This window comes from Micromonospora arborensis, from assembly GCF_003205615.1.
In the GTDB taxonomy this organism is placed as follows: domain Bacteria; phylum Actinomycetota; class Actinomycetes; order Mycobacteriales; family Micromonosporaceae; genus Micromonospora; species Micromonospora arborensis.
This window is the reverse complement of sequence record NZ_PYBV01000011.1, coordinates 209607-231696: the sequence shown is the minus strand read 5'-3', so window position 1 is coordinate 231696 and position 22090 is coordinate 209607. Positions and strand designations below refer to the sequence as shown.

The following is a 22090-nucleotide window of genomic DNA, read 5'->3' as shown; positions in this document are numbered from 1 at the left end:
CCGCCGGCTGCCGGCTGCCAGCAGCGTCTCCAGCCGGGGCGTGACCTGCCACTGGTTCACCAGCTCGCGATACTCCGCGCGCTGCGGCTCGGTTGCCGCAGCGCCGGTACGGCGGGCGCGGATCAGCAGGTTACGGGGCGTGTGCTGGGAGTCCACGAACTCCACCACCTCGGCCCGATATCCGTGCACCCGCAGCAGCCCGGCCCGCAGCGCGTCGGTGAGCACGTCGGCGAAGCGCTCGCGCAGGATGCCCTGCCGGGTCAGCAGCTCGTACGGGGTCGGGGCGGGGTGAGCGCGGAGCTGTTTCGCCAGGTCGTGGTGGCAGCACGGCGCGGCCAGCACCCAGCGGGCCTCCCAGCGCACCGCGCGGGCCAGCGCCTCGTCGGTGGCCGTGTCGCAGGCGTGCAGCGCCAGCACCAGGTCGGGGGCGGGGTCGACGACAGCGTCGGCGATCGTGCCGGCCACGAAGCTGACCCGGTCGGCCCAGCCCAGCCGCTGCGCCAGCTCGGTGTTGCGCCGCCGCTGGTCCTCCCGGACATCCACGCCGATCAGCTGGACGTCGAGCCCTCGACTCGTCAGGTAGCGGTACGCGGCGAACGTCAGGTACGCGTTGCCGCAGCCCAGGTCGACGACCCGCAGCGGACCGGTCAGCTCGTCGGGCAGGGTCGCGGCCAGGGCACGCAGGAACGCGTCCACCTGGCGGCGTTTGGCCGCCGAGCCGCCGATCTCGGCGAAGATCTCATCGCCCGGGTCGAGCAGGTACTCCTTCGACCGGTCATTCCCAGTCGGCGTGGCCACCGGGCGGGATGTCGCGGCCCGGTGCACCTGCGCCTCGCCGGACTTGGTCACCCGCAGTTGCAGCGTCGCGTCGGTCGTCTCGACGTGCCAGTTGCCGAACGGCTCAGCCAGTAGCTCGTCGATGGCCTGGACTGTCTCCGGACCGAGGGCGACGTTGCGGGTGTAGGGGCGCGTGCCGTCGGAGGTGGCGATCTGCAGCCGCGGGCCGGCCTTGAGCGTCACCGGCCGCAGTTCGGCCCGCATCACCACGGGATGGCGCCCACGGCGTCGTCCGGCGGCGACCGCCCGGGTCAGCGATGGGTCGAGCAGCAACGCCCGAACTTCGGTCAGGGCGGCGTCCAGTGGTTCCGGCATCGTTCCATCTTCGGCAGGTGGGGTGGGAAGGGAACATCCCCCGTACCGCGCGAGGCGGTGCGGGGGATGTCAGGTGTGGCTGGTGGTCAGTCCGCGGTCGCCTCGGCCGGCGTACCCGCATCGGAACCGCCACCACGGCGGCGCCGACGGCGGCGCGGCTTCGACGGCTCGCCGTCGGATGCGACGGCCGGCTCGGTGGGACCAGCGTCGGCGGTGATCACCGCGGTCGGCTCGCCCACGACCGCATCGCCGGCCCGGCGACGACGCCGACGGCGCGGGGTACGGGTGCCTTCCTCGGCAGCATCGCCGACGGGTGCCTCCGCGACGGCCGGAGTGCCGGCGTCGGAGCGGTCACGACGGCTGTCGCCCCGACCACGGCGCTCGCCCCGGCCCTCACCGCGGCCCTCGCCCCGGCTCTCACCGCGTCGGCCGCCCCGAGGGCCGCTGTCGCCCCGACGGGAGCGCGTCGTCCCACCCAGATCCTCTTCGATCTCGGCGGACAGCCCGGCCCGGGTGCGCTCGGCAGTGGGCAGGGTGCCGCTGACCTCGGTGGAGATGTGCAGGTCGGTGTAGAGGTGCGGCGACGTGTGGTACGTCTCCGGCGGCTCGGGCATCTCCAGACCGAGGGTCTTGTCGATGATCCGCCAGCGCGGCATGTCGTCCCAGTCGACGAAGGTCACCGCGACACCCGTCGCGCCTGCCCGGCCGGTACGGCCGATCCGGTGGGTGTAGGTGTCCTGGTCTTCCGGGCAGTCATAGTTGATCACGTGGGTGACGCCGGTGACGTCCAGCCCGCGGGCCGCCACATCGGTGGCGACCAGAATGTCGATCTTGCCGGCCCGGAAGGCTCGCAGCGCCCGCTCGCGGGCACCCTGGCCGAGGTCACCGTGCACCGCGGCGACCGCGAACCCGCGGAAGTCGAGGTCCTCGGCGACCCGGTCGGCGGCCCGCTTGGTGCGGGTGAAGATCATGGTCAGCCCGCGTCCCTCGGCCTGGAGGATGCGCGCCACCACCTCGACCTTGTTCATCGAGTGGGTGCGGTAGACCAGCTGCTGGGTCTGCGGCGACGGGCCGGTCTCGGCGGTGTGCCCGGCGTGGATCGTCATCGGCTGGCGCAGGAAACGCCGGGACAGGGTGACGATCGGGTCCGGCATGGTGGCCGAGAAGAGCATCGTCTGGCGGTCTTCCGGGAGCATCGCCAGGATCTTCTCGACGTCGTCGAGGAAGCCCAGGTCGAGCATCCGGTCGGCCTCGTCGAGGACGAGCGCGTGCACCCGGTCCAGTCGGAGGTGCTTCTGCTTCTGCAGGTCCATCAGCCGACCGGGGGTGCCGACCAGGATCTCGACGCCCTTGCGCAGCGCGTCGATCTGCGGCTCGTACGCCACGCCGCCGTAGATCGGCAGCACCCGGACGCCCCGCGTCCGGCCGGCGGCGGCCAGATCCTTGGCGACCTGGATGCCCAGCTCACGGGTGGGGACGACGACAAGTGCCTGGGGGACGCCGTCGCTGCCCTCGCCGGGCGCGAAGACCCGGTCGAGCAGCGGGACGCCGAAGCCGAGGGTCTTGCCGGTGCCGGTGGGCGCCTGACCGATCAGGTCGACGCCGCGCAGCGCGATCGGGATCGCGTATTCCTGGATGGCGAAGGCGCGGGTGATGCCGGCCGCGGCCAATGCCTCGACGGTCTCGGCACGGGCGCCGAGTGCGGCGAACGTGGGGGCCTCGGGTCGAACCGGGGCGGTGGGGGCCAGTTCCTGGCCGTCCATCAAATCTTGAGTCAGCTCGCTCATGTGGATGTGGGGGTGCCCTCTCGTGGGTGCGCCCGTCATGTCCTCAGGGCGCGATCGGTATGACGCGGGCCACACGGTCGGCGGCAGACTGCCGAGCCGGACCGGGCCGCACGCGCGCCGCGGGCTGAACGTCGATCAGATCGGCGCCCACGGCAACTGCTCCATGCTACCTGAACAGGCATGGCCCCGTCCCGATTCCCAGCCGGCCAGGCGCCACGCGGGGGCAGTGATTGTGATCTGCGTCACACAGGTGCCGAGGGTGGGGGGCGTCTTCGGCGACGCGATGACAGGCGATTTCATCCGAGCGCTCGCCGATGCGCTGGCAGCGCCGGAGCGGTCGGCCGAGCTGGCCGCACCCCCCGCGCGCAGGCATCCTGCCGGAGATCGGGTTCCGGTTTGATCGCCGGACGCCGGTCCATCGGCAGCCCGCTCATCGAGCTGAAGCGGTCGGGCTCATCGCGCTCAAGTGGCGCGGCTCCGTCGCGCGCAGGCGGCGCGGCTCATCGAGCAGGCGGCCGGGTCGGCGTGCCGGGGCTGTCCGGGGGCAGGCCGCCGCGCACACCACGCGAACGGCGGGATGACGACCTGACCACTCGGGCGAGTCGGGGTCCGGTACCGGCCTGCGGCAGGTGGGTCGACGCCGACCTGCCGCGATGGCCGGACCGGTCAGCGGACGGTGAAACCGACCGACCGGGGCGACGCCTCGGCGATCTCGACGTAGGCGACCTTCTCGACCGGAACGATGACCCGCCGGCCCTTCTCGTCGGTCAGGGAGAGCGTGCCGCCGTTGCCGGCGAAGGCGTCGGTCACGATCTGCTCGATCTCGGCCGGCGACTGAGCGCTGTCCAGTACCAGCTCACGCGGCGCGTACTGCACGCCGATCTTGACCTCCACTGTGCCTCCTCAACTGGGGCGAAAGAACCGCCCTGCGAAGGCTATCCGATCACGGGGTCGGTGGTCAGGCTGACTCACCTTGCAGCGGGAAGCTCGCGATGCCCCGCCAGGACAGCGCGGCCACCAGCGCCTCGGCCTCGGCCTTTGGCACCTGCCGGCCACCGGCCAGCCAGAACTGCGCTGCCGTCTCCGCCGCGCCAACCAGGCCGGAGGCGAGCAACTCGGCGTGCGCCCGGCTCACCCCGGTGTCCGAGATGATGGTGTCGGTGATCGCCGCGATGCAGCCCTGTTCGACCCGCTCCACCCGCTGCCGCACCGCCGGGTCGTTGCGCAGATCCGACTCGAAGACGAGGCGGAACGCCTCGCTCTCGTGGTCGACGAAGTCGAAGTACGCCCGCACCGAGGCGCCGACCCGTTCCTTGTTGTCGCTGGTGCCGCGCATCGCATCTTGCACCTGAGCGACGATGGCGTCACAGTGCGTGTCGAGCAACGCCAGGTAGAGATCCATCTTTCCGGGAAAGTGTTGGTAGAGCACCGGCTTCGAGACCCCGGCCCGCTCGGCGATGTCGTCCATCGCGGCGGCGTGGTAGCCCTGCGCGACGAACACCTCCTGCGCCGCAGCGAGAAGCTGCTTTCGGCGCGCGGAGCGGGGCAGGCGGGTGGGCCGGCCAGCGGTCTGTGCACCGTTCCCCGCAGCGGTCATGGGATCCTCCGAGTTCTCCGTACGAGCCGGCATTTTCCCCCCAGACCGGGCGAGGCCCGTGACCCCCGTCGTGGAAATGGCCCGCCGCTGTAACTTATCGCCACTCTCGGCACACGGTAGCCTCAGCGAGGGCGACCAAGGAGCGCGCGGTGAGTGAAACAGGGCAACCCGGAGCCGCCACCCCGGGAGAGCACGGTGACGGAGCGGGTCAGCACGACGACCCGGGGCGTCCCGTCAGCGGGTGGGCACCCCCGGCGGGTGGGTGGCCCCGAGCGGCCGATCGTGAGGATGCCCGGGACGAGGCGCCGCAGTGGCAACCGGACCCGGCGTCCGGCTGGCGCACCTCGTCCACCCGACATGGCGACCTGCCGCCGCCCCTGGCCGGGCTTCCAGATGACCTCGATCCGCCGGCCCGCGCCAACGGCCACCACGCCAACGGGGTGCACCACCCGGACGACACCAACGGCGTCCGCCGTCCCGGTCTCGAACCACCCGCAGCGCGCCCCACGCCGGTGAGCGCGCCGCCCGGGCTGCCCGCCCAGGGGCGACGCGAGGCGACCAGCGACCGGCTGGTGGTGCCCGCCCAACGTCCCGTACCTCCGATGGAGCAGGGGGGCGGCGAGCCCGACACCGGCCCCGCCAAACGCTCCGCCGCCGACCCGACCGCCGCGCATCGCGCCCGCTGGGCCGAGCCCGGGTTGCCCACCTCGGCGCCGCCGGCCGTCCAGGTGCCGCCCGTCGGCACCGCCGCGTCGGGTTTCGAGGTGCCGCCCGGCTTCCACGCGCCGACCGCCGAGCGGCTGGCCGCCGACGAACCACCGTCCGTGCCACGCGACTGGCGGGACCCGCTCCCACCGGAGCACCCATCAGCACCGGGACCGGCCGGGCACGCCGACGCGACCGATCCGGGTCGCGCCGCCGACAGCTCCTGGCCAGGGGAATCACGCCGTGCCGGTGACGCGCCTCGGGCCGGGGAATCGTCGGCCATCGAGCCGGACTGGTCAGGGCCGAGCTGGAACCGCCCGAGCTGGGGTGGCGGATGGGCGCCGTCCTGGTCCCGCCAGGACGACGAGCCGGCTGGCCCTGCGGCCCGGGACGAGTCCGCGCCAGGCTGGGAGGCCGAGCCCCACCAGCCGTACGAGCCGGTGCGTGCCGATTTGCCCCACCCCTATGACCTCGCCCGAGGCGAACCCCGATCCGATGCCGCGCCGGTGCGCCCCGCCGAGCCAACCAGCGCGCCGCCGTCCGACCGCCCGTCCTGGGCCGGACCGGCGGCCGTCCCGCCCGCCGATCGCCCGCTCCGGGCCGCCGACGGGGACCCGTCCCCCACGAGTGGACCGCCGGTGTCGTCGTCAGGCATGACACCACCGGTCGTCGAGCGCCCCGCCTGGGCCGGCGGCCCGACGCCGACCAGTGGCCCGCCCGCCGACCGGCCATCCTGGGCCGGCGGCCCGACGCCGACCAGCGGCCCGCCCGCCGACCGGCCATCCTGGGCCGGCTCCGGGGCGACCAGTGCGCCCCGTCTTGAGCGGCCGTCCTGGGCCGGCGGAGCCGACGCCGAGCCGACCAGCGCCCCGCCGGTTCGGCCGTCTTGGGCTGGTGGGTCCGAGGCGTCGACAAGTGTTCCGCCGGTTCGGCCGTCCTGGGCTGGTGGGTCCGAGGCGTCGACAAGTGTTCCGCCGGTTCGGCCGTCTTGGGCTGGTGGGTCCGAGGCGTCGACAAGTGTTCCGCCTGTTCGGCCGTCTTGGGCCGGGGGTTCCGATCCGGCGCCGACCAGTTCCCCGCCGACGCGCCCCTCCCGGGCCGCCAGCCCGGCGTCGGCCGACAGGCCGCCTGCCACGCCACCTCCGGCGCCGGCCGGGCCACCTGCGCCACTCCCGGCGCCGGCCGGGCCGCCTCCCACGGTGGCCGACGCGCCACCTGCCCCGGCGGGCCCGTCCCTGGTGGCGGAGCGCTCCTCCTGGGTGCGCGGTGCGTCCATCACCCCGGCGAGCGCCTCCCATGCCGAGCGGCCGGACTGGTCCGAGGGTCGCCTCCCCGCGGCCCCTGCGGAACGCCCGTCCTGGGCGGCAAGCCAGTCGGCCAACCGGCCCCTCGGAGGCGACGCGGGCGAGACGCCCGGTATGCCACGGCCCGAGATCCGACCGGCCGCGCCGTTCCGGCTTCGGCCGGCGACACCGGAATCGCCCGGGCTGCCTCCCGCCGATCCACCGCGCGCACCCGCGTCGATGAGCACCCCGTCGTCCGCCGATGACACGCCGTCCTCCGGTGGCACGGTCCCGCCCTCCGTCCCGAACGTGCCCGGTCGTCGTGACCGGTCCGCACCCGCGTCCACCTCCCCCTACGCGGCTCGCCGATCCGCCCCCGACGTGACGCCGCCGACCGACCCGGCCGACGACGCCCGACAACCGGACCCGAGGGCGGCGGTGTTGCCGCAGCGCGTCCCCGCGGAACCGGACGTGCCCGTCGTGCCGGAGCCGCCAGCCGTGGAGCCACCCGCCGAAACCCCGGAGCTCGCCCGCATCGCCACCCACCTCCGCCGTGACGACGAGCCAGCGCCTCTGCGGGAGCGCCCCGAGGGGTTCGATGTCAACGCCATCCTGGACGCCGTTCGGGAGGTCGCCGGTGTCCGCGACGCGGCGCTGCGCCGCACCCCGGCAGGGGCGCACAGTCTGCGACTGGACCTCGCCGACGGCGCCGACCCGGCGGAGGTGAGCCGACAGGTGGCCCGGCTGCTTCAGGAACGGATGGGGCTGGCCGCCGCCCCACAGAACGTGCCCGGCCTGCCCACCACGCCACCCCCGCCGGTTCGCCGTCGCGTGGCCGAGCCCCGACCCGCCGAGCGACGTACCGCCGAGCCCCGACCCGCCGAGCCCCAGGGCACAGCCCCGGGCGACGCCGGTGCCGATCCGCGTACCGGTGAGATCCGGGCGGCCGAGTCGACGGCGACCGGTCGTCCGTCAGGTGGTCGGGCGGAGGCCCCGCCGGCAGACCCCGAGCAGTGGACCGGCACGGACACCGGACGCCGGCGTCGGCCGAACTCGCCACACCGGGGCCGGGCCACCGTCGAGGAACCGGGATCGGTCTCCGCCGCCCCGGCCGGTGCCGCAACCGGCAGCCCGGCGACGCTCGGCACGTCGTACTCCGGTGGTCAGGTGACCACGACGGAGTCGGCGCCGTCCCGACCGCTGGACACCGGCGGCACGCCGGGTCCGCGGGTGGTTATCGACCATGTGCAGGTGAGCACCTTCGGCCTGGACGCCAACGTGGAGGTGCGGCTGCTGGCCGACGGTGACAGCGCCTCCGGGTACGCCACCGGGCCGGCCGTGGACGGCTACGTGCTGCGGCTCTGCGCGGTGGCGGCGGCCGCCGCGGTCGACGAGTTGCTGCGTGGCGCCGAGAACGCCGAGCGGGGGCGCTGCTTCGTCGAGCACGCGGCGGTGGTGCCGTTCGGCAACTGCGAGGTGGCCACGGTGGTGGTGCTGCTCGTCTGTGAGGGCTGGGTCGAGCAGCTCGCCGGTTCGGCTCTGGTTGCCGGTGATCCGCGGCAGGCGGTGGTCCGGGCGACGCTCGCGGCGGTGAATCGTCGGCTGGAGGCGCTGCTGTCCTGAGTGGGCCGGGGCAGACTGTATTGATGAAGCGTGCCACTCTCTGGCCGGACCATCTGCTCCCCGATGACCGGGTCCCGCCGCCATGGCCGGGCCGGGAGGTCCGCCTCGACGGCTTGGTCACGTACGTGCGGGACACCCCGGCCACCGCCGCCGGTGCGGATCCGGCGCTGTACGTGCACGGGCTGGGTGGGTCGTCGCAGAACTGGACCGACCTAGCCGGGCTGCTCGCCGACCGGCTGGACGGTCAGGCCATCGACCTGCCCGGCTTCGGCCGCAGTGAGCCGGGCCCCCGCTACACCATCGGGGCCTTCGCGGACCTGGTCATCCGCTGGATCGAGCACTCCGGTCGGGGCCCCGTGCACCTGTTCGGCAACTCGCTGGGCGGCGCGGTCGCGGTCCAGGTCGCCGGGCTCCGGCCGGATCTGGTCCGTACCCTCACGCTGATCTCCCCGGCGCTGCCGTTCCTGGATTTCCGCCGCTCTCTGCAGGGGCGGATGCTGCCGGTGCTCGCCATTCCACGGGCTGAACGATTGGTCGCCCGGCGGCTCACCCAGTTCGCCCCGGAGGTGATGGCCCAGCAGGTGTTGGAGGCCTGCGTCGCCGATCTCAGCCGGATCTGTGCGCAGCGCCGGGCTGAGGCGCTGGAGGAGATCCGGGTGCGCTACGAGGCCGAGCACTATGCCGCCGCGTACGTCCGGACGTTCCGTGGGCTGGTCTCCAGCTTCCTGCGGGCGTATCTGCCGGGGCCGGGTTCGCTGTGGCGCCTCGCCGCGTCGGTGCGGGCACCGACCCTGGTGGTGGGCGGCCGGCAGGATCGTCTGATCGACGTACGCGTCGCGCCGCAGACCGCCCGGGTCATCCGGGACAGCCGGTTGATGATGCTCGACGGCGTCGGTCATGTGGCACAGCTGGAAGTTCCCCGCCTGGTCGCCCGGGCGGTGGTCGGCCTGCTCACCGAAACGGGGGACACCGTCGGGCGGTCTGATCTGGCAGGCTGAGCCGGATGCCCAGCTCCGCCCGCCGCCCCGTCAGCCGTCAGCGACGCTTCGCACTGCTCGCCCAACTGGTGGCGGTCGTGCTGGCCGTCGGCGCGGCGGTGACCGTGATCGCCGAAGGCTCGGGTGGGCGCCGCGGCGCCGAAGAGTTGGCTGCCGAGGCGCTCGCCACGCGGCCGCCGCTGGTGGCCGCGCCGTTGCCGCCGTCGGCCAGCCCGTCCCCCTCCGGTTCGGTCCCGTCCAGCCCGCCCCCGGTGTTGCGGGTGTCCGGCGCGGTCCCGAGCGCCGGCACCGGGACGTTCGGCTACGACGCGCGTTCCGGCCCAGTGCTGGGCCGCGCGGGTGAGCTGCGGCGTTACCGGGTCGCGGTGGAGTCGGGCAGCAACGAGGACGCCGCAGATTTCGCGCAGGCCGTCCAGATGGCGCTCGCCGGGCCGGGCAGCTGGGTCGACAGCGGCCGGCTGCGGCTGCAGCAGGTGCCGGGGGAGGCGCCCCGCGACTTCACCGTGTATCTGGCCACGGCCCGCACGGCGGGTCGAATGTGCGCCGATGGTGGAGTGGACATCCGAATCGGGGGTCGGCCGTACACGTCCTGCCGCGCGCCCGGCCGGGTGATCATCAATCTGGATCGGTGGCGGCTGTCCGTGCCGCATTTCGTCTCGGCCGGTGTGCCGCTGGAGGTCTACCGGACGTACGTGGTCAACCACGAGGTGGGTCACCAGCTCGGGCACCGGCACGAGCGCTGCCCGGGTGCGGGCCGGCCGGCGCCGGTGATGATGCAGCAGACGCTCTTTCTCAACGGGTGCCGGGTCAACCCGTGGCCGTACCTTGACGGGCGCCGCTACGCCGGCCCTGCCCTCTGAGCGACGCCGACACGACCGTCCCGCCTCCATCAGGCGTCTTGCGCCAATAGCGGCAAAAACGGAGAAATGCCGGAATAATCTGGCAGGCTCGACGTCATGACGCCGTCGTCCCCTTACGGCCCACCCGCGCCGCCCGACCAGTCCGGCCGGTCGGCGTACGGGGCTGCGCGTTCCGCGAACGTCCGGATGCGCCGGCACCGGCGCCGCAGTCTGCTGATCGGCCTGCTCGTGCTCGCCGCAGCCACCGTCGTGACGCTGAACCGGGGCGGCGAGCCGCCAGCCGAGCCTCCGGCCACCACCCAGGGCGAAATGGGCCACGGAGGAGGGGCGCCCGCGCACCCGACGCCCATCAGCTACCCCTCGGTCGGAGCGGGACGGTTCACCGTCGCCGACGGCGAGACACCCGTGCACGGCACGGACGGGCCGCTGCGCCGTTACCGGGTCACCGTCGAACGCGGTACCGGCCAGGACGCGCACGCATTCGCCGCCAAGGTGGACGAGGTGCTGGCCGACCCGCGCAGTTGGATCGCCTCCGACGAGTTGCGGGTGCAACGGGTGGCCGACGCCGGGGCCGCCGACTTCACCATCTACCTCGCCACCCCGGTCACGTCCGAGCGGATGTGCGCCGAGGGTGGGCTGACCACCGAGCGCTACACCTCCTGCCGCCTGCCCGGCCAGGTCATCATCAACCTGGCCCGCTGGATGGAGGCGGTCCCCGACTACGGCGCCCCGCTGGACACCTACCGCACCTATGTGATCAACCACGAGGTGGGCCACGAGTTCGGCGAGGAGCACGAGGCCTGCCCCGGCCCGGGTGCGGCCGCTCCGGTGATGCAACAGCAGACGTACGGCCTGAACGGCTGCCTCGCCAACGCCTGGCCGTACCTCGACGGCCGTCGCTACGCGGGTGACATCGTCCCCTGATCGGCCGGGTCGTCGGTTATTCCCGCTCCCGCATCGCGGACCAGTGGCGTCCCTCATGGCCGAGCGGGCCTCCCGCGAGCAACAATGGCGCGGTTCACACCGCCGATCCCGGGGAGTCCACCGTGTCGTTGCCCCCGCTCGTCGAACCCGCCGCCGAGCTGACCGTTGACGAGATCCGCCGCTACTCACGCCACCTGATCATCCCGGACGTCGGAGTGACCGGGCAGAAGCGGCTGAAGAACGCCCGGGTGCTCTGTGTCGGCGCCGGTGGCCTCGGCTCGCCCGCCCTGATGTACCTCGCCGCAGCCGGGGTCGGCACCCTCGGCATCATCGACTTCGACACCGTCGACGAGTCCAACCTCCAGCGGCAGATCATCCACGGCGTGTCCGATATCGGCCGGTCCAAGGCCGAGTCCGCCGCGGCGTCGATCCGCGAGATCAACCCCCTGGTCAACGTGGAGATCCACAACACCGCACTGGACCGGGAGAACGTCCGGGAGATCTTCGCCCAGTACGACCTGATCGTCGACGGCACCGACAACTTCGCCACCCGCTACATGGTCAACGACGCGGCGGTGCTGCTCGGCAAGCCGTACGTCTGGGGCTCGATCTACCGCTTCGACGGCCAGGCATCGGTGTTCTGGGCCGAGCACGGTCCCTGCTACCGCTGCCTCTACCCGGAGCCGCCGCCGCCCGGCATGGTCCCCTCCTGCGCTGAGGGTGGCGTGCTCGGTGTGCTCTGCGCGTCGATCGGCTCGATCCAGGTGAACGAGGCGATCAAGCTGCTCACCGGCATCGGTGAGCCGCTGGTCGGCCGCCTGATGGTCTACGACGCCCTGGAAATGGAATACCGCAAGATCAAGGTCCGTAAGGACCCGAACTGCGCGCTCTGCGGCGAGAACCCGACGGTCACCGACCTGCTCGAAGACTACGAGGACTTCTGCGGCGCGGTCTCCGAGGAGGCCCAGGAGGCGACGATCGACTCGACGATCACCGCTCTGGAGCTGAAGGAGTGGCAGGACGCCGGCAAGGACATCTTCCTGGTCGACGTCCGGGAGCCGGCCGAGTACGAGATCGTCCGCATCCCCGGCGCCACCCTGATCCCCAAGGGCGACATCATCTCCGGGGAGGCCCTGGCGAAGCTGCCGCAGGACCGGCAGATCGTGCTGCACTGCAAGTCCGGCGTCCGTTCGGCGGAGGCGCTCGCCGCCCTCAAGGCGGCCGGTTTCCGGGACTCCGTGCACCTGCAGGGCGGCGTGCTCTCCTGGATCAAGCAGATCGACCCGTCGCTGCCCGCGTACTGAGCGACGACCGGGGCCGGCGGCGGGCCACTCGCCCGCCCCGGCCTCGGCCGATTCTCCGAGGCGCGACGGCCTTTGCGCAGGTAGCGTGACCGCCGTGGTGGACATGGACGCCGCTATCGGCTTCGTCGTGGCGCACGGGGACGCGGTCGACCGTGCGCGTCTCTCCTGGCTGCGCACCGGTGCGCCGGTGCCGGACGAGGTGCTCGACGCCGCCGAGGCCGGGCAGACGCCCGACGGCGGTTGGCCGGCCGTCCTGGACGGTGCCGTCGGCTCCGTCGATGCGACCTGCTTCCGCCTGACCGAGCTGGACGACCTCGGTGCCCTCGGCCGCCCGGCGGCCCGGCACGCGCTGGACTGGCTCGCCGCCCGCCAGTTGCCCGACGGCGGCTGGGACGAGGACCCGGCGCTGGCCGACCTCGCCCCGGAGTGGGCCCGGCCGGGCGACCCGGAGGCCCGTCTCTACCTCACCGCCAACGCCGGCTTCTGGCTCAGCGTGGGCGGCCGGGACGCCCGCGCCGCCGGGCCGCTGGACCACCGGGTCGGCGGGTCGTACGCCGGGGTGGTGCAGGCCGCCGCGCAGGCGCTCGCCGTGCAGCTCGCCCCGGACGGCAGTTGGCCATCGTTCGTGCCCGTCGGTTGGTTGAGCGCGGCCGTGCTGCACCGGCAGGAGATGTACTACGAGTCAGCGCTGATCCAGGGGGTGCTCGCCGAGCGGATCCCGAAGCTGTCCCCGGCGGACGTGGCCTGGCTGGCCGGGACGCTGCGCCGGGTCGACGTGGGCGAGGAGCACTGGTTGCTGGTCTCGGCCCGCGAGCGGCTCACCAGGACTCAGCGCAGCGACGGCGGCTGGGACAGCGACGACGGTCACCAGTTCGATGTGCACACCACGCTGCGGGCGATCCGGGCCTGCTGGGCTGTCACTTCAACTGACTGATCACCAGCGGCCACCAGCCGTCCGGAGCGAACGCGGCCGGGTCGATGCTCTCCAGCACCGTGCGCAGCGTCTCGGCCCGTTCCGCCCGGCCCGCCTTGCCCTCGTCCGCCTCGACGAAGAGCGCGAACTGGTAGAGGAACTCGACGAACGTGCGGAAGCTGCTGTTGACGCCCTGGACGTCCTTCTGGTCCAGGTCGAACTGGAGGATCTCACCGGTGCGCGGGTCCAGCACGTAGAGCAGGTTGGGGTTGTCCGCGACGGCGCCCACCACGATCAGCCGGATGTCCAGCGATCCGTCCTCGGTGGTCAGCTGCATGGTGTCGTACAGCTCGACGTCGTCTTCGAGGAAGGCGGTGTAGACGACCGCCACGTCGAGCGGGATCTCGTCGCCGGCGGGGAGCAGGTCAGGGCTGAAGCCCCCCTCCAGCCACGCCTCACGCGGGTACGGGATGAGCTCGTCCTCGTGCCACAGGGCACGGAACCGGGGATCAACGGCCATGACGATCCTTCGTGGTCACAGGAGTCGGGTCGGTCAGGACGACAGGCCGGCGGTGATCAGCAGACGCCGCCAGTTGTCGGCGTACTCTCCAGCATGCCGGCCCTTGCGGAGCCGCCGATCGCGGACCCCGGGGCCGAGGACGGTCGCGACCAGGTCGGGGTAGCCCGGACCGAGCACCCAATCGTTGAAGAACGTGGCGAGGTCGGGGGCGAGGACGGTGTATTCGACGTCGTCGTCCGGGTGCTCGTACTGGAACATGTACGCGCCCGGCTCCATCCAGTAGACCTCGAGGTCCTCGATGTCCAGGAAGATCGCGGCACCACCCGGGATCTCGCCGCGTAGGCCTTTCGGAATGCTCCACACCTCGTGGCCGATGGGCAACGGGCTGCCCATCGGATCGTCCGGGTCGACGGTGTAGGCGCTCCAGGCCGCCGGGCTGGCGATCTCCTCGGGGGGCCTGAACCGGAAGTTGTCGCCCTCCACCCGGCCGAGGAGGCTGTAAGCCTCCGCCACGCCGGGCAGGTCGGGGAGGGGCTCCAGCGCTGCCAGGTCCTCGATGACGACGCCGAAGCCGTGCTCGGCCTCCAGGCGCGTGAGCAGCGCCAGCTTGTCCCGGATCTCGGCCAGCACGCCGGTGGCGTCGGGGCTGCTCACTCGTCAATCCACTTCACGATGATCGGGTGGCCCTCGGGGACGTTCCGCAGCGCGACGGAGATGTCGCTGCCGATCTGGCGGTTGGTCCAGGCGTCCATCAGCCTGAGGTTATCGTATGCATCCTCCCCATCAAGCTGCAGCTCCTGGATGTGGTCCGCGTCGACGCCCTGGCCGACGGCGGTGGGCTGTTTCCGCTTGGGGTAGTAGAGGCGATCCACCAGGGACTTGTTGGCCAGGTACTTGTTGGTCTCCCGGGTGCCGTGGTCCTTTGTCAGCTTCTCGTTCTTGGTCAGCCGCCGGATCATCCGCTCGCGGTACACGCTCGAACGGTCGCGCATTGTCTTGTTGTTGCGGTCGTAGACGCTGTTGCTATCCCGGTCCGACTTCGCCTTGGACAGCTTGCCCTCCTGACCGAGCCGGACCAGATCCCTCGCCTTGCGGTCGAAGTCTTTCTTGTCGAAGTCCGGTCGGTATTTCAGCCGCAGCACCGCGGGCTCGTTCACCTTGGCACCGGTGGTCTTGGCGGTCCGGAAGACCTCGTCGTTGTCCAGGAACGCCGAGACGATTCGTGCGCCCTTTGCCTTGACCTGCCGGGTCGGGGCGTCGCGTTTCTTACCCCCCATTGAGCACCGCGTCCACCGCCATGCCGATCAGCTGGTCGACGATGATCCCGGTAATGATCTTGAAGATCGGGATCTCCAGCAGCGACGCCCCGAAGGTGACCACCGCGGTCGCGATCGCCTGCGCGATCTGGATCGCCAGCAGAATGAGCTGCACGATCACCTGGATCTTCAACGCCAGCACGATGCCCGCCCCGGCCATCAACCCGATGGCGATGATGTTCGTCGGGTCGGTGGCGTCGGCGATGTTGCGGGGGGCCGACTCCCCGTCGTTCCACTCTTCGGCGAACGCGGTGAAGCTCTCGCCCCGGTTGGTGTCCAGCACCGTCCGGGCGGCCGACTCCAACTGGGCGACCGAACCGTTGATCCGGTCGGCCATGCCGGTCCACTCGCCGGCAAGCTGGAACAGGGCGGTCTCGTCCGACTCCGGCCAGTCGTACCCGATCATCGAGAGCAGCGACACGAGCTCACCCGGAAGCGTCAGGCCCACGGCGACTCCTTTCCCCGTGCGGCGGGCTCAGCCGCCGAGCTTGCCGAGGATTGATTGGAAGATGTCGGTGACGCCCTCCTCGACGGCCCGGTAACCCTCCGCCATCGAGTGCAGGCCGGCGGCGTAGTTTTCCAGCTCGGTGAGGTTGGTGCTGAGGCACTCGGTCAGCCCGTCCACGCAGGCCTGGTGGGCGACGCCGAGCAGCATCCCGATGTCGTCGCCGCCGAAGGCGTCCGCGTAGCTGCCCACCGCCGCCTGGAACGCCTCGAAGGCCTGCCCGACGGCCTCCTTGGCCTGGACCAGCTCCTCCGCGCCGCGGCGCACCGAGTCGACGTCGACGTCGAGCGGGTCCATCGTCAGCTCCTCCCATGCAGTTTCCGCATGGTCTCACTGACGGCGAGGGTGATTTCCCGCATCTGCCGCAGGCCCTGGTCCTGGAGTCGCTCCACGGTGGCGGTCATCGCGGCCAGGTCGGGCATCGGCTCCGTCGCGGTGACGGCCTCGTCCTGCCCGTCGAGGGCCGCGTTCACCGCCCGGCGAAACTCCTCGGCGAGCTGTTCCGAACCCTCGCGGAGCACCCGGGGATCGAGGTCGACGGCGCTGACCCGCCCGTCGCTGCCGACGGTGACCCGGATCCGTCCGTCGGCCGCCTCGCCCACCGACTCGACCCGTTCCCGGGGCGCGACGGTGCGGCTGACATCCCGCAACGCGGCCCGGGCCTGCGCGAGTTGCTCTTCCAGGGCGTTCTCATCCAGCATGCTGCCTCCCCGGACTGGCCGTGCCGAACCAGCCTCAGACTAGCGACCCGGCACACCCCGGCGGGACCCCGTCCACCGAGGACGGTCAGCCGCGCAGGTGCCCGTCTCCGGTGACCACATACTTCGTCGAGGTCAGCTCAGGCAGGCCCATCGGGCCGCGAGCGTGCAGTTTCTGCGTGGAGATGCCGATTTCCGCGCCGAACCCGAACTCGCCGCCGTCGGTGAAGCGGGTCGATGCGTTCACCATCACCGCGGCCGCATCCACCCGCGCGACGAAGTCGCGGGCCGCGCTCGCGGAGTCGGTGAGGATCGCCTCGGTGTGCCCGGTGCCGAACCGGCGGATGTGCGCGACCGCCGCGTCCAGCGAGTCGACCACCGCGACCGAGATGTCGGCGGACAGATATTCGGTGGCGAAGTCCTCCTCGGTCGCCGGGACCACGGCAGCGGAGTAAGCCGCCACCTCGGGTGAGCCGTGCACGGTCACCCCGGCCGCGGCGAAAGCGGCCAGCATCGGCGGCAGGAACGTGTCGGCGACGCCGGCGTGCACCAGCAGCGACTCCGCGGTGTTGCAGGTGGACAGGCGCTGCGTCTTGGCGTTCAGCGTCACCGCGACGGCCTTCGCCACGTCCGCGGCGGCATCCACGTAGACGTGGCAGTTGCCCACCCCGGTCTCGATCACCGGCACGGTCGACTCCTCGACCACGGTGCGGATCAGGGACGCGCCACCGCGCGGGATGAGCACGTCTACCAGCCCTCGGGCGCGCATCAGCTCCTTGACCGAGTCGCGGGAGCTGGCGTCGAGAAGCTGCACCGCGTCGGCCGGCAGCCCAGCGCCGGCGACCGCGTCGCGCAGCACCGCGACCAGCGCGGCGTTGGAGTGCGCGGCCGAGGACGACCCGCGCAGCAGCGCCGCGTTGCCGGACTTCAGGCAGATGCCCGCGGCGTCCACCGTCACGTTCGGCCGCGCCTCGTAGATGATGCCGACCACCCCGAACGGCACCCGGATCTGGCGCAGCTCCAGCCCGTTGGGCAGGGTCGAGCCGCGGACCACCTCACCGACCGGGTCGGGCAGCGCCGCCATCTCGCGCAACGCGTCGGCGATGCCGGCCACCCGGCCCGCGTCGAGCGCGAGCCGGTCCAGCACGGCCGCGCTCAGCCCGGCCTCCCGGCCGGCCGCCAGGTCCGTCTCGTTCGCGGCCAGGATCTCCGGGGTACGCGCCACCAGCGCGTCGGCCATCGCCACCAGCGCGGCGTCCTTGGCCGTACGCGTGGCCACGGCCAACTCCGCGGCTGCCTCCCGGGCCCGTCGCGCCTGCTCGACAACGCTCATGCCAGCACTCCGCTTCGCTCCGTGCTGCCCTGAGGCACCACCGCTCTGAATCGATGATTCGCTCGCTGACGCTCGCTCATGCCGACACTCCTAGGTGGTGGGAAGGCCCTCTGCTCACAGCAGGACGAGGTCGTCGCGGTGGACGACCTCTCGTTCGTACGCCGGGCCCAGCGCCGCGGCGAGTTCGGACGTGGAACGGCCGAGCAGCCCCGGCAGCTCCACCGCGTCGTAGTTGACCAGCCCCCGGGCGACCGACGCGCCTGCGGTGTCCACCAGGTCCACCGGGTCGCCCGCGGTGAACGTGCCGTCCACGGCGGTGATGCCGGCGGGCAGCAGCGACTTGCGCCGCCCGACGACGGCGGCCACCGCGCCCGGGTCGAGGTGCAGCCGACCCCGGGGCGAGGTGGCGTGGGCCAGCCAGAACAGCCGGGCCGTCGGGCGTTGCCGCTGCGGGTGGAACAGCGTGCCGACCGGTTCGCCGGCCAGGGCCGGCGCGGCCAGGTCGGCGGAGGTGAGCACCACCGGGATGCCGAAGCCGGTGGCGATCCGGGCCGCCTCGACCTTGGTCACCATGCCGCCGGTGCCGACACCGGAGCGGCCGACCCCGCCGATGGTGACCCCGGCGAGGTCCGCGTCGTCACGGACCTCCGCGATCCGGGTCGAGTGCGGTTTGCTGGGGTCGCCGGTCCAGAGGGCGTCCACGTCGGAGAGGAGGACCAGCAGGTCGGCATGCACCAGCGCGGCCACCAGGGCGGCCAGCCGATCGTTGTCGCCGAAGCGGATCTCCTGGGTGGCGACCGTGTCGTTCTCGTTGACGATCGGCACCGCCCGCAGGTCGAGCAGCTTGCGCAGCGTCCGGTACGCGTTGCGGTAGTGCGCCCGCCGGGTCACGTCGTCGACGGTGAGCAGCACCTGCCCGACGGTGCGGCCGTGCCGGGCGAAGCTGGCCGCGTACCGGCCGATCAGCAGCCCCTGCCCGACGCTGGCGGCGGCCTGCTGGGTGGCCAGGTCACGCGGACGTCGGGGCAGCCCGAGCGGGGCGAGACCAGCGGCGATGGCGCCGGAGGACACCAGCACCACCTCGCGCCCTTCGGCGGTGAGCCGGCCGAGGGTGTCGACAAGCGTGTCGACGCGCTCGTCGGCCAGCCCGCCGCCGGCGGTGGTCAACGAGGAGGATCCGATCTTGACGACGACCCGCCGGGCCGCCGTGACTGCGTCGCGCACCCGACCATTCTGCGCGGTCACGGCCGCACCGCCCGGCGGCGTTCCCATATGGTGGCGGATTGTGACTCCTGACGAGTACGTCGAGGCGGTACTCGACCTGGTCGAGCGGATCCCGGAGGGTCGGGTGATGTCGTACGGGGCGGTCGCCGACGCGCTCGCCGAGCGCTCGGGTCGCGCCTCGGCTCGGCTGGTGGGCAACATCATGGCCCGGCACGGCGGCTCGGTGCCCTGGCACCGGGTGGTGACCTCCGCCGGCCGGCTGCCACCGGGGCACGAGCGGGAGGCGCGGGCCCGACTGCGCGCCGAGGGGGCACCGCTGCGCGGCGAGGGCGTGGACATCGGGGCGGCGGGCTGGTCACCGGATGAGGGGATGTGACCTACGACATAACGTGAGTAACATTCGGCCCCATGGAAACGCCGCCCGGCGCCGGCTCGCTGCCCCGACCGGTGCACGCCGGCTACGCGCTCGGCTCACTGGCGACCGGCGCGTTCGGCACCGTGCCTGGCCTGCTGCTGCTTCCCTACCTGACCGACACGCTGGGTGTGGCCGCCGGGCTGGCCGCCCTGCTAGTGCTGCTGCCGAAGGCATGGGACGTGCTGGTCAACCCGGTCGCTGGGCGGATCTCCGACCGCACCCGGTCGCGCTGGGGCGCCCGCCGGCCGTACCTGCTCAGCGGCGGCCTCGCGCTCGCCGTCCTGTTCGCGTCCATCTTCGCCGCGCCGTTCGGTAACGGCCCGGCCGCCGCGGCGTACGTGGCGTTCGCCTTCCTCGCCACGGCCACCGCGTTCGCCTTCTTCCAGGTGCCGTACGTGGCGATGCCGGCGGAGCTGACCGACGACTACGCCGAGCGCACCCGGCTGATGACCTGGCGGATCGCGGTGCTGGCGCTGGCCATCCTGGTCTCCGGCGCCGTCGCCCCGCTGGTGGTGACCGCCGGTGGCGGCGGTGTGGCGGGACACCGGTGGATGGGGCTGTTCGTGGCGGCGCTGATCGCTCTCGGCGCCCTCGGTGCGTTCTTCGGCACCCGGTCCGCGCCGATCGGCACGGTGGGCGGCAGCGAGCCGACCCTGCGCGCCCAACTCGCCGTGGCCGCCGCCAACCGCCCGTTCCGGGCGCTGCTGATCTGCTTCGTGGTGCAGTCCGCCGGGGTGGCGACGATCCTCGCCGGGGTCAGCTACTTCGCGGGGCAGATCCTGCGCGACGACGAGAGCGGGCCGACCCTGCTCTTCGTCTGCTTCGTCGGGCCGGCGCTGCTGGTGATGCCGATCTGGACCCGGGTGGGTGCCCGGTTGGGCAAGCGGACCGCACTGGTCGTCGCCTCGCTGATCCTCGCCGCCGGGGCGCTGGCCCTGGTCGCCGCGCCGGTGCTGCCGCCGGCCGCGGTCTACCTCGTGGTCGCGGTGATCGGCGTGGGGTACGCCGGGCAGCAGGTCTTCGCGTTGGCGATGCTGCCGGACTGCGTCGCGTACGACACGGCGCGCACCGGTCGACGGCAGGCGGGTGTCTTCACCGGCCTGTGGACCGCCGGGGAGACCTTCGGCCTGGCGCTCGGCCCGGGCATCTACGGCCTGGTGCTGCAGCTCTCCGGCTACGTGTCCTCCGACACCGGCGCGGCAGCCGCCCAGTCCGACTCGGCCCGACTGGGCGTCCTCCTCGGTTTCACCGTGCTGCCGGCGCTGCTGGTGGCCCCGCCCATCCTCCTTCTGCGCCGCTACACCCTGACCCCCGCCGTCCTGGCCGCCGCCGCCACGCACGACCGGAGCGTCGACCAGGAGATCGCAGTGGGGGACCGTCACGAGAAGGGCACCACTACTCCATGATCGACGAGAGCAGGGTGGGGCCTGGGGTGCTTCCTGCCGGGGTTTCCCCGGAACGGGTTCTAACAGAGGTTCGTCGCCTGCGCGCTGGTGATCGGCCCACCCACGGCGGGCGGTTGTTCGCGTACGTCTACGACCCGGCGGTGCCGGGGCTGGACGAGCTGGCCGCCGCCGCGCACCGCGAGAGCGCGCACGTCAACGGGCTGGACCCGACCGCGTTCCCGTCCCTGCTGGCCATGGAGAACGCGCTGGTGGGCGCCGCCGGCCGGGTGCTCGGCGCCGGCCCGGGCACCACCGCCCCGGACGTCGTCGGCAGCGTCACCAGCGGCGGCACCGAGTCGCTGATCCTCGCCGTCAAGACGGCCCGGGACGCCCACCCGGAGATCACCGCGCCCCGGATCGTGGTGCCGTCGACGGCCCACGCCGCGTTCGCCAAGGCGGCGCACTACCTGCGGGTGGCGTTGGACGTCGTGCCGGTCTCGCCGGACACGCTGCGTCCCGACCCGGCCGCGATGGCCGCCGCGATCCGCCCGGAGACGGTGCTGGTCGCCTGCTCCGCGCCGTCCTACGCGCACGGAGTGGTGGACCCGGTAACGGAGATCGCGGCCGTGGCCGCCGACGCCGGGGTGCGCTGCCACGTGGACGCCTGCTTCGGCGGTTGGACCCTGCCGTACCTGCGCCGCCTCGGGGAGCCGGTGCCGGCGTTCGACTTCGCGGTGCCCGGGGTCACCTCCATCTCGGTGGACCTGCACAAGTACGCGTACGCGCCGAAGGGAGTGTCGGTGCTGCTGCATCGTGACGCCGCGCTGCGTGCCCCGCAGTACTTCGCGTACGCCGACTGGCCCGGCTACACGATGATCAACCCGGTGCTCGCGTCCACCCGCTCGGGCGGGCCGATCGCCGCCGCGTACGCGACCGTGCGACACCTCGGCGACGACGGCTACCTGCGGCTGGCGGCCGTCACCCGGGACGCGGTCGCCGGCCTGGCCGATGCGGTCCGTGCCGTGCACGGGCTGCGGCTGCTGGCCGAGCCCGAGTCCACAGTGGTCTGCTTCACCGCCATCGAGGGCGGCCCCGACCTGTTCGTCCTGGTCGACGAGCTGACCGCGCGTGGCTGGCACACCCAACCCCAGTTGTCGTACGCCGGTCTGCCGGCCAGCGTGCACCTCACGGTGACCGCCTCGGTGGCGCCCCGGGTGGCCGAGTTCGCCCCGGACCTGGCCGACGCGGTGGCCGCGGCCCGGGCTGCCGGCCCGGTCGCCCTCCCGCCCGAGCTGATGGCACTGGCGACGGCCCTGACGCCGGACGCGCTCACGCCCGAGCTGGTCGCCGGGCTCGCGGACGGGCTCGGGCTCGGTGCCGGGGACGCGCCGACACCGGACCGGATGGCGGTGGTGAACACACTGCTCGACGCGGCGCCGCCCGCGCTGCGGGAACGGCTGCTGGTGGAGTTCGTCGGGCTGCTGCAACGCCCCGCCTGGCAGGCGAGCGCCTGAACCGCGGTGCCCTGCCCGCAAGGGGGCAGGGCAC

The 22090-nt window shown here is 72.8% G+C and carries 20 protein-coding genes and 1 pseudogene; 9 read left to right on the top strand and 12 right to left on the bottom strand.

Going from position 1 to position 22090, the window contains the following annotated elements; genetic code table 11:
- The 4 genes from C7C45_RS09075 to C7C45_RS09060 form a co-directional block, all read right to left on the bottom strand.
- Positions 1–1152: class I SAM-dependent methyltransferase (locus C7C45_RS09075; RefSeq protein ID WP_110563161.1), on the bottom strand; the 1152-nt coding region annotated here is incomplete at its 3' end.
- Between the two features lie 86 nt (positions 1153–1238).
- The gene (locus C7C45_RS09070) at positions 1239–2939 is read right to left on the bottom strand and encodes a DEAD/DEAH box helicase (protein ID WP_110563160.1); all 1701 of its coding nucleotides are present in this window, start codon (positions 2937–2939) and stop codon (positions 1239–1241) included.
- 666 nt (positions 2940–3605) lie between these two features.
- Positions 3606–3833 (bottom strand): DUF3107 domain-containing protein, encoded by a 228-nt coding sequence (locus tag C7C45_RS09065; RefSeq protein WP_110563159.1) that lies wholly within the window; start codon positions 3831–3833, stop codon positions 3606–3608.
- A 64-nt stretch (positions 3834–3897) separates the two neighbouring features.
- Positions 3898–4536, bottom strand: a complete 639-nt coding sequence (locus tag C7C45_RS09060; protein ID WP_110563158.1) for a TetR/AcrR family transcriptional regulator — start codon at positions 4534–4536, stop codon at positions 3898–3900.
- A gap of 2126 nt (positions 4537–6662) precedes the next feature.
- On the opposite strand from C7C45_RS09060, the pseudogene C7C45_RS35675 reads away from it, so the two are divergent.
- From C7C45_RS35675 to C7C45_RS09030, 6 genes and pseudogenes are all read left to right on the top strand, one after another.
- A pseudogene (locus C7C45_RS35675) lies at positions 6663–8147 on the top strand (hypothetical protein); the annotation flags it as partial.
- Positions 8148–8170: 23 nt separating this feature from the next.
- Positions 8171–9145 carry an alpha/beta fold hydrolase gene (locus C7C45_RS09050; protein ID WP_110563157.1) on the top strand — a complete coding sequence of 325 codons (975 nt, stop codon included), beginning with the start codon at positions 8171–8173 and terminating at the stop codon, positions 9143–9145.
- Between the two features lie 5 nt (positions 9146–9150).
- Positions 9151–10005: a DUF3152 domain-containing protein gene (locus tag C7C45_RS09045; protein WP_110563156.1), complete on the top strand. Its 855-nt coding sequence runs from the start codon at positions 9151–9153 to the stop codon at positions 10003–10005.
- Between the two features lie 96 nt (positions 10006–10101).
- Complete coding sequence (locus C7C45_RS09040; RefSeq protein ID WP_110563155.1) at positions 10102–10929, top strand: DUF3152 domain-containing protein; 828 nt, start codon at positions 10102–10104, stop codon at positions 10927–10929.
- 122 nt (positions 10930–11051) lie between these two features.
- Positions 11052–12233 (top strand): adenylyltransferase/sulfurtransferase MoeZ, encoded by a 1182-nt coding sequence (gene moeZ / locus C7C45_RS09035; protein ID WP_110563154.1) that lies wholly within the window; start codon positions 11052–11054, stop codon positions 12231–12233.
- A 103-nt stretch (positions 12234–12336) separates the two neighbouring features.
- Complete coding sequence (locus C7C45_RS09030) at positions 12337–13167, top strand: prenyltransferase/squalene oxidase repeat-containing protein (RefSeq protein WP_110563293.1); 831 nt, start codon at positions 12337–12339, stop codon at positions 13165–13167.
- Here C7C45_RS09030 and C7C45_RS09025 read toward each other — a convergent pair.
- From C7C45_RS09025 to proB, 8 genes are all read right to left on the bottom strand, one after another.
- Positions 13151–13666 (bottom strand): SUKH-4 family immunity protein, encoded by a 516-nt coding sequence (locus C7C45_RS09025; RefSeq protein WP_110563153.1) that lies wholly within the window; start codon positions 13664–13666, stop codon positions 13151–13153. The genes C7C45_RS09030 and C7C45_RS09025 overlap by 17 nt on opposite strands.
- A gap of 33 nt (positions 13667–13699) precedes the next feature.
- Complete coding sequence (locus tag C7C45_RS09020; RefSeq protein ID WP_110563152.1) at positions 13700–14320, bottom strand: hypothetical protein; 621 nt, start codon at positions 14318–14320, stop codon at positions 13700–13702.
- On the bottom strand, positions 14317–14943 hold the full coding sequence (locus tag C7C45_RS09015; protein WP_110563151.1) for a hypothetical protein: 627 nt from the start codon (positions 14941–14943) through the stop codon (positions 14317–14319). The genes C7C45_RS09020 and C7C45_RS09015 overlap by 4 nt, the downstream gene beginning before the upstream one ends.
- Positions 14933–15430 carry a WXG100-like domain-containing protein gene (locus tag C7C45_RS09010; protein ID WP_110563150.1) on the bottom strand — a complete coding sequence of 166 codons (498 nt, stop codon included), beginning with the start codon at positions 15428–15430 and terminating at the stop codon, positions 14933–14935. The genes C7C45_RS09015 and C7C45_RS09010 overlap by 11 nt, the downstream gene beginning before the upstream one ends.
- A 27-nt stretch (positions 15431–15457) precedes the next feature.
- The gene (locus C7C45_RS09005) at positions 15458–15784 is read right to left on the bottom strand and encodes a hypothetical protein (protein ID WP_110563149.1); all 327 of its coding nucleotides are present in this window, start codon (positions 15782–15784) and stop codon (positions 15458–15460) included.
- A gap of 2 nt (positions 15785–15786) precedes the next feature.
- Entirely contained in the window at positions 15787–16188 is a 402-nt protein-coding gene (locus tag C7C45_RS09000) for a YbaB/EbfC family nucleoid-associated protein (RefSeq protein ID WP_110563148.1), read from the bottom strand.
- A gap of 85 nt (positions 16189–16273) precedes the next feature.
- A complete protein-coding gene (locus C7C45_RS08995; RefSeq protein WP_110563147.1) occupies positions 16274–17518 on the bottom strand; it encodes a glutamate-5-semialdehyde dehydrogenase in 1245 nt (414 codons plus the stop codon).
- A 114-nt stretch (positions 17519–17632) separates the two neighbouring features.
- Entirely contained in the window at positions 17633–18790 is a 1158-nt protein-coding gene (gene proB, locus C7C45_RS08990) for a glutamate 5-kinase (RefSeq protein ID WP_110563146.1), read from the bottom strand.
- 13 nt (positions 18791–18803) lie between these two features.
- Here proB and C7C45_RS08985 point away from each other — a divergent pair, with 13 nt between their 5' ends.
- Genes C7C45_RS08985 through C7C45_RS08975 form a run of 3 tightly spaced genes read left to right on the top strand, consistent with a single transcriptional unit; the run spans position 18804 to position 22056 of the window.
- Positions 18804–19118 (top strand): MGMT family protein, encoded by a 315-nt coding sequence (locus tag C7C45_RS08985; RefSeq protein WP_110563145.1) that lies wholly within the window; start codon positions 18804–18806, stop codon positions 19116–19118.
- A 32-nt stretch (positions 19119–19150) separates the two neighbouring features.
- Complete coding sequence (locus C7C45_RS08980) at positions 19151–20563, top strand: MFS transporter (protein ID WP_110563144.1); 1413 nt, start codon at positions 19151–19153, stop codon at positions 20561–20563.
- Complete coding sequence (locus C7C45_RS08975) at positions 20560–22056, top strand: pyridoxal phosphate-dependent decarboxylase family protein (protein WP_110563143.1); 1497 nt, start codon at positions 20560–20562, stop codon at positions 22054–22056. Before C7C45_RS08980 ends, C7C45_RS08975 begins: the two co-directional genes overlap by 4 nt.
- The last annotated feature ends 34 nt before the right edge of the window (positions 22057–22090 follow it).

Bases quoted from the DNA above. Each gene is read 5' to 3' on its own strand.
- C7C45_RS09070 (WP_110563160.1), bottom strand. From the start codon at position 2,939: ATGAGCGAGCTGACTCAAGATTTGATGGACGGCCAGGAACTGGCCCCC.
- C7C45_RS09060 (WP_110563158.1), bottom strand. From the start codon at position 4,536: ATGACCGCTGCGGGGAACGGTGCACAGACCGCTGGCCGGCCCACCCGC.
- C7C45_RS09050 (WP_110563157.1), top strand. From the start codon at position 8,171: ATGAAGCGTGCCACTCTCTGGCCGGACCATCTGCTCCCCGATGACCGG.
- C7C45_RS09045 (WP_110563156.1), top strand. From the start codon at position 9,151: ATGCCCAGCTCCGCCCGCCGCCCCGTCAGCCGTCAGCGACGCTTCGCA.
- C7C45_RS09040 (WP_110563155.1), top strand. From the start codon at position 10,102: ATGACGCCGTCGTCCCCTTACGGCCCACCCGCGCCGCCCGACCAGTCC.
- C7C45_RS09030 (WP_110563293.1), top strand. From the start codon at position 12,337: ATGGACGCCGCTATCGGCTTCGTCGTGGCGCACGGGGACGCGGTCGAC.
- C7C45_RS09025 (WP_110563153.1), bottom strand. From the start codon at position 13,666: ATGGCCGTTGATCCCCGGTTCCGTGCCCTGTGGCACGAGGACGAGCTC.
- C7C45_RS09015 (WP_110563151.1), bottom strand. From the start codon at position 14,943: ATGGGGGGTAAGAAACGCGACGCCCCGACCCGGCAGGTCAAGGCAAAG.
- C7C45_RS09005 (WP_110563149.1), bottom strand. From the start codon at position 15,784: ATGGACCCGCTCGACGTCGACGTCGACTCGGTGCGCCGCGGCGCGGAG.
- C7C45_RS09000 (WP_110563148.1), bottom strand. From the start codon at position 16,188: ATGCTGGATGAGAACGCCCTGGAAGAGCAACTCGCGCAGGCCCGGGCC.
- C7C45_RS08995 (WP_110563147.1), bottom strand. From the start codon at position 17,518: ATGAGCGTTGTCGAGCAGGCGCGACGGGCCCGGGAGGCAGCCGCGGAG.
- proB (WP_110563146.1), bottom strand. From the start codon at position 18,790: ATGGGAACGCCGCCGGGCGGTGCGGCCGTGACCGCGCAGAATGGTCGG.
- C7C45_RS08980 (WP_110563144.1), top strand. From the start codon at position 19,151: ATGGAAACGCCGCCCGGCGCCGGCTCGCTGCCCCGACCGGTGCACGCC.
- C7C45_RS08975 (WP_110563143.1), top strand. From the start codon at position 20,560: ATGATCGACGAGAGCAGGGTGGGGCCTGGGGTGCTTCCTGCCGGGGTT.